Here is a 6,492-nt window from a genome sequence, read left to right on the forward strand (position 1 = left end):
ACCGACGTGCGGGTCAGCCCGCGACGACCACCACGTCCGCGTCCCGCAGCTGGTCCGAGTACCCGACCACCTCGAGCACCGTGCGCACCACGCGCTGCGGGTCGCGCAGGGTCACCTCGATGCCCGACTCGCTCGCGGCGTGGTGCAGCTGCATGACGAACGCGATGCCCGACGAGTCGATGAACGTCGCCTCGCTCGCGTCCACCACGACGGGCTGGTCGCCCGCGAGCGCGAGCGCCATGCACGCGCTCGCCTCGGCTCGCAGCGCGGCGTCGATCTCCCCGGACATGCGCACGACGGTCACCTCGCCCTCCGCCACGATGCGGATGGTCGACACCGGCTCGCTCACCGTCACTCCTCGTCCTCGCACTCCGCCGCCCGCAAGCACGTGGGCAGCGACCTGACGTTACGCGCTCCCGGCGCGGACGCCACCCGAACCGGTCTCAGGGCGCCTCGGCCTCGGTCACGTCGGCCACCGTGGCGCCGAGCACACGCGTGAGCGCCGACCCGTCGAGCGTCGCCGCGACCCCGTGGGCACCGGCCCCGATGGACACCGCCTTGCCCGGCACGCGCGCGTCCGCGACGACAGGCCACGCGTGCAGCGACCCGAAGGGGGTGATGGTGCCCCGCTCGTAACCCGTGACGTCACGCGCGACGGCGGCGTCCGGCATCGAGATGCGGTTCACGTCGAGCAGCTCGCGCAGCTTCGGCCACGAGATGGTGCGACCGCCGGGCACGAGCACGAAGACGTAGTCGTCCTCGCCGCGCCGCACGACGAGGGTCTTGACGATGCTCTCCGGCGGGATGCCGCGGGCGCGCGCGGCCTCGGCGAGCGAGCCGACGCGCCCGTGCCGGGTCAGCCGGTAGCGCAGCCCGCTCGCGTCGAGCGCGGCGACCGCGCGCTGCTCGCCTTCGGTGGGCTCGGTGGCCTCGGTGGCCTCGGTGGCCTCGGTGGCCTCGTCGGCCCGTGCCTGCTCGTCGTCCTCGCGCGTGTCCACGTGAGCCACCGTACGTCCCGCGGCGGCATCCGCCCCGGGTCGTAGGTGCAGCGACTCACCTCACCCCTCGGGTGGGTTGCGCCCGTCTTGTCCCGGTTGCGAAGGTGTGGTTGCCCGTCCGGTGACGAGCCCGACGAGCGGGCCCGGCCGGCGGGCACGACGCAGGGGGACCGGACATGAGGACACGAGCTCCAGGACGCCGCCTGACCGCGGTGCTCGCGACGACCGCGCTCGCGCTCACGGGCGCGACGGCCGCGGCGACGACGAGCAGCGCGGCGGCCACCGCGAGCGACAAGACGAGCGCCGTCGAGCGCCACCGGGTCGACGACCTGCCGCTGCCGAAGGTCGACTGGTTCGACTGCAGCGACGTCGTCGGCCCGCGCACGCAGTGCGGGACCGTGCGGCTGCCGCTCGACTACGACAAGCCGAAGGGCGCGACCACCGAGGTAGCGCTCCTGCGGCTCAAGGTGAAGGACCCGAAGAAGAAGGTCGGCACGCTGTTCCTCAACCCGGGCGGACCGGGCGGCTCGGGCGTGCAGATCGCAGCAGCGGCCTCGCAGTTCCTGTCACCCGCGCTGCTGGAGAAGTTCGACGTGGTGGGCTTCGACCCTCGCGGCACCAACTTCAGCGACGACGTGCGGTGCTTCAAGAACCTGGGCGCGCAGGCCAGCGCGCTCAAGGGCATGAACGTCGCGTTCCCGTACACCAGCGCGGAGAAGACCGCGTACCTCGCCTCGAGCGCGAAGCTCGCGAGGGGCTGCTCGACGACGGGCAAGCCGCTGTCGGCTGCGATGTCGACCGCGCAGGTCGCCCGGGACATGGACGAGCTGCGCCGCGTCGTCGGGGACAAGAAGCTCACCTACCTGGGCTTCTCCTACGGCACGTACCTCGGCGACGTGTACGCCAACCTGTTCCCGGACCGCGTGCGTGCGGTCACGCTCGACGGCGTGGTCGACCCCCTCGCATGGTCGGGCGCGGGCAGCACGAGCGTGCCGACGACCACGCGCCTGCGGTCGGGCGAGGGTGCGTACAAGGCGCTGACGGAGATCCTGCACCGGTGCAAGAAGGCCGGTCCGGACCTGTGCCAGACCGCTCAGCTGGGCGACCCCGAGACGGTGTTCGCCAAGCTCGTGACGTCGCTCAAGAAGAAGCCGGTGGTGCTGCGCGACGACGACGGCGCGGTGTGGATGACGATCGCGTACCCCGACCTCATCGGCGTGCTGCTGGCCGAGCTCTACGCACCGCAGGGCTGGATGGGCGTCGACGGTGACGTGAGCTGGTTCTACGAGCTGACGCACATGCCCACGACCACGCCGGCCGGCAAGGCGAAGGCCGAGAAGGCGCGCGCGTCGCTCGTCGCCCACCTGAAGCAGCTCTCCGCGGCACAGGCCGCGCGGGAGAGGTCGGGCGCCCGGCTCGCGAAGAAGCTGGGCTTCGGGTTCCCGTACGACAACTCGCCCGAGGCGTTCCAGACCGTGCTGTGCACCGACGGGCGCAACCCGTCGAAGCCGTCGACGTGGAAGACGGCGGCCGCGTACGCGGACGTCGCCGCGCCGGGCTTCGGGCCGCTGTGGACGTGGGCCTCGGCCCCGTGCGCGTCGTCGACCTGGACCGCACGCGACGAGGACGCGTACACCGGCTCGTTCACGCACCGCACGTCGGCTCCCGTGCTCGTCGTCGGCAACTACTGGGACCCGGCGACGAACTACGACAGCGCCGTCCACACAGCGTCGCTGCTCAAGAACGCGCGGCTGCTGTCGAGCGACTCGTGGGGCCACACCGCGTACGGCACGTCGACGTGCGTCACGGGCGCCGTCGACGCCTACCTGCTGAGCGGCAAGCTGCCCAAGAACAGCAAGGTCTGCAAGGGCGACGACCAGCCGTTCGTCTACCCCGAGGGCTGGAGCTCGGCCAACCCGTCGGCCGCCATGAAGGCACGCGGCCAGGCCGTCACGCGCCAGGGCCTGCCGCCGGTCGTGCCGCCGATCCCTGACGTGCTGCCGCGGTTCTGATCGCGGCCTGACCCGAGCCGGGCCCGCCTGGGCGCGGGACGTCCGAGGCGGGGGTCCGGGTATCAGGGAGCGCGGGACGACGAGCGTTTGCGAGAATCGCTCGTCGTGACCGACTCCCCCCAGACCTCCGCCTCCGGCGTGCCCCCGCGGCGCGGCGGTCGTCGCGGACGGTCCGGCGGCACCGGGCGACGGACGGGGGGCGATCCTCGGCACGCGGCGGGGGTGGCCCGGCGCGCGGCGGCGGCCGTCGCGGCGCGCGAGGCCGTCGACCTGCCGCCGATCACGTTCCCCCCGCAGCTGCCGGTCAGCGCCCGGCGCGACGAGATCGCCACCGCGATCCGCGACCACCAGGTGGTGGTCGTCGCCGGCGAGACCGGGTCGGGCAAGACGACGCAGCTGCCCAAGATCGCGCTCGAGCTGGGCCGTGGTCGTGCGGGGCAGATCGGCCACACCCAGCCGCGGCGCATCGCGGCCCGGTCGGTCGCGGAGCGCATCGCCGAGGAGATCGGCACACCACTGGGCGAGGTGGTCGGCTACCAGGTGCGGTTCACGGACCAGTCGTCGGACCGCACGCTGGTCAAGGTGATGACCGACGGCATCCTGCTCGCGCAGATCCAGCGCGACCCGATGCTGCGGATGTACGACACGCTCATCATCGACGAGGCGCACGAGCGCTCCCTCAACATCGACTTCATCCTCGGCTACCTCACGCGGCTGCTCCCGCAGCGTCCGGACCTCAAGGTGGTCATCACCTCCGCGACGATCGACTCCGCGCGGTTCGCCGAGCACTTCGGCGCCCCCGGCCGGCCCGCGCCGGTCGTCGAGGTCACCGGCCGCACCTACCCGGTCGAGCTCCGCTACCGCCCGCTGTCCCCGGACGTCGACGAGGCCGCCCCGAGGTCGCCGCGCGCGGCGCAGGACCGCGACCTCATGACCGGCATCACGGACGCGGTCGACGAGCTGTGCGCCGAGGGCCCCGGCGACGTGCTGGTGTTCCTCTCGGGCGAGCGCGAGATCCGCGACGCCGAGGACGCGCTGCGCTCGTCGCTCGGGACGCGCGTCACCGACCCGCGCCACCCCCAGGGCATCGAGCTGCTGCCCCTGTACTCCCGCCTGTCCGCGGCCGAGCAGCACCGCGTGTTCGAGCGGCACGACCGGCGCCGCGTGGTGCTCTCGACGAACGTCGCGGAGACGTCGCTCACCGTGCCCGGCATCCGGTACGTGGTGGACCCGGGCACCGCACGCATCTCGCGGTGGTCGAAGGCGACGAAGGTGCAGCGGCTTCCGATCGAGCCGATCTCGCAGGCGTCGGCCAACCAGCGCTCGGGCCGGTGCGGGCGCGTCGCGGACGGCATCGCGATCCGGCTGTACTCGCGCGAAGACTTCGACGCGCGGCCCATGTACACCGAGCCGGAGATCCTTCGTACATCTCTTGCGTCGGTGATCCTGCAGATGATCGCGGTGGGGGTCGCGACGACTCCGCAGGACGTGGGTGACTTCCCGTTCGTCGACCCGCCCGACACCCGGGCAGTGCGCGACGGCGTGCAGCTGCTCACCGAGCTGGGCGCGCTCGCGACGACCGACGGCGTGACCGCGCTGACCGAGACCGGACGGGCGCTCGCGCAGCTCCCCATGGACCCGCGGCTGGCCCGCATGGTCGTCGAGGGCGGCCGTCGCGGCGTCGCGCGTGAGGTCATGACGATCGCCGCGGCCCTGTCCATCCAGGACCCGCGCGAGCGCCCGGCCGACGAGCGCGAGCGCGCCGACCAGCTGCACGCGCGGTTCGCCGACCCGACGTCCGACCTGCTCGCGTACCTGAACCTGTGGTCGTACGTGCGCGAGCAGCAGCGCGAGCTGTCCGGGTCGGCGTTCCGCCGCCTGTGCCGCGCCGAGCACCTCAACTACCTGCGCATCCGCGAGTGGCAGGACGTCGTGACACAGCTGCGCGAGCTCGCCAAGCCGCTCGGCATCCGGACCGAGGCGCTGAGGCCCACGGTCCAGCCGGCCGCAGCCCAGGCCGAGGCCGACGAGCAGGCCGGCGGCCCCCGCCGCGGCGAGCTGCGCCTCGACTGGGACGCGGACCGCATCCACGTCGCGCTGCTGTCCGGACTGCTCTCGCACGTCGGCATGCAGGAGGCCACCGAGGTGGCGGCCCCGCCCAAGGGTCAGCCGCGCCGCACGCAGGGCCGCCCCGACCGGCGCGCGCGCAACGAGTACCTGGGCGCGCGCGGGGCTCGGTTCGCGCTGTTCCCCGGCTCGGGGCTGTCCCGCAAGCCCCCCGCGTGGGTCATGGCGGCGGAGCTCGTCGAGACGAGCCGGCTGTGGGGGCGCGATGCCGCACGGATCAAGCCCGAGTGGGCCGAGGAGGTGGGCGCGCACCTGGTCAAGAAGGTCTACGGCGAGCCCGCGTGGTCGTCGCGCCAGGGCGCCGCGACGGTCAACGAGAAGGTGCTGCTGTACGGGATCCCGCTGGTCGCGCAGCGGCGCGTGCTGTACTCGCACGTCGACCCCGAGCGGGCCCGCGAGATGTTCGTGCGGCACGCGCTCGTGCAGGGCGAGTGGACCACGCACCACCAGTTCTTCCACGAGAACCGCCGACTGCTCGCCGAGGCGGAGGGGCTCGAGGCCCGTGCGCGGCGGCGCGACCTCGTCGTCGACGACGACACGCTGTTCGCCTTCTACGACGAGCGCGTGCCCGCCGACGTCGTCTCGGCCAGGCACTTCGACCAGTGGTGGAAGGGCGCACGCCGCCGCGACCCCGACCTGCTGACCTTCACGCGCGAGCTGCTCGTCGCGGACGACGCCGGGATCGACGAGGGCGCGTTCCCGAGCACCTGGCCCCAGGGCGACCTGCGCCTGCCCCTGACGTACCAGTTCCAGCCGGGCACCGAGGCAGACGGCGTCACGGTCCACGTGCCGCTCGTGACGCTCGCCCGCCTGCGGCCCGAGGGCTTCGACTGGATGGTCCCCGGCCTGCGCGAGGAGCTGGTGACCGCGACGATCCGCGCGCTGCCCAAGTCCGTGCGCGTGCAGCTGGTGCCCGCGCCGGACGTCGCGCGGCGCGTCGAGGCGTGGATGGGCGAGCACCTGGCGTCGTGGGAGGACACCGTGCGGGCGGGCGACGCCGCGCCGTCGTTCCACGACGCGTTCGCGCAGGCCGTGCGCGCGGTGCGGGACGTCGAGGTGCCGCCGGACGCGTTCGACGACGAGCGGCTGCCCGCGCACCTGCGCGTGACGTTCCGCGTGGTGCAGGACCGCGGGGGAGTGGTCGACGAGGGCAAGGACCTCCTGGTGCTGCAGCGTCGCCTGGCGTCGCGCACGCAGCAGGCGGTCGACTCGGCCGTCCGGACCGCCGTGCAGGCGGCGATGCAGGAGGCCGTGCGGGCGGCCGGCGGTTCTGGGCCCGGTTCTGGGGCGGGTTCTGGGGGCAGTTCTGGGGGCGGCGCGACGAGCGGTCCGACCCCCCCCGCCCCCCCCAGACC

At 73.5% G+C, this 6,492-nt stretch carries 4 protein-coding genes; 2 read left to right on the plus strand and 2 right to left on the minus strand.

From position 1 onward, the window contains the following. Window positions 1–13 precede the first annotated feature (13 nt). Window positions 14–349: an STAS domain-containing protein gene (locus AW16_RS0111090; RefSeq protein ID WP_231496023.1), complete on the minus strand. Its 336-nt coding sequence runs from the start codon at window positions 347–349 to the stop codon at window positions 14–16. A 94-nt stretch (window positions 350–443) separates the two neighbouring features. Continuing rightward, window positions 444–872, minus strand: a complete 429-nt coding sequence (locus tag AW16_RS0111095) for an aminoacyl-tRNA deacylase (RefSeq protein WP_051681878.1) — start codon at window positions 870–872, stop codon at window positions 444–446. 302 nt (window positions 873–1,174) lie between these two features. Here AW16_RS0111095 and AW16_RS0111100 point away from each other — a divergent pair, with 302 nt between their 5' ends. Next, window positions 1,175–3,010, plus strand: coding sequence for an alpha/beta hydrolase (locus AW16_RS0111100; RefSeq protein WP_029290387.1), 1,836 nt, complete (start codon window positions 1,175–1,177; stop codon window positions 3,008–3,010). 105 nt (window positions 3,011–3,115) lie between these two features. Continuing rightward, a partial coding sequence (hrpA, locus tag AW16_RS0111105; protein ID WP_231496024.1) for an ATP-dependent RNA helicase HrpA occupies window positions 3,116–6,492 on the plus strand: 3,377 nt, incomplete at its 3' end.

It is taken from the genome of Cellulomonas sp. HZM (genome assembly GCF_000708885.1).
GTDB lineage: Bacteria > Actinomycetota > Actinomycetes > Actinomycetales > Cellulomonadaceae > Cellulomonas.

Excerpts from the sequence above, each read along its gene's own strand:
- AW16_RS0111100 (WP_029290387.1), top strand. The coding sequence starts at position 1,175 with ATGAGGACACGAGCTCCAGGACGCCGCCTGACCGCGGTGCTCGCGACG.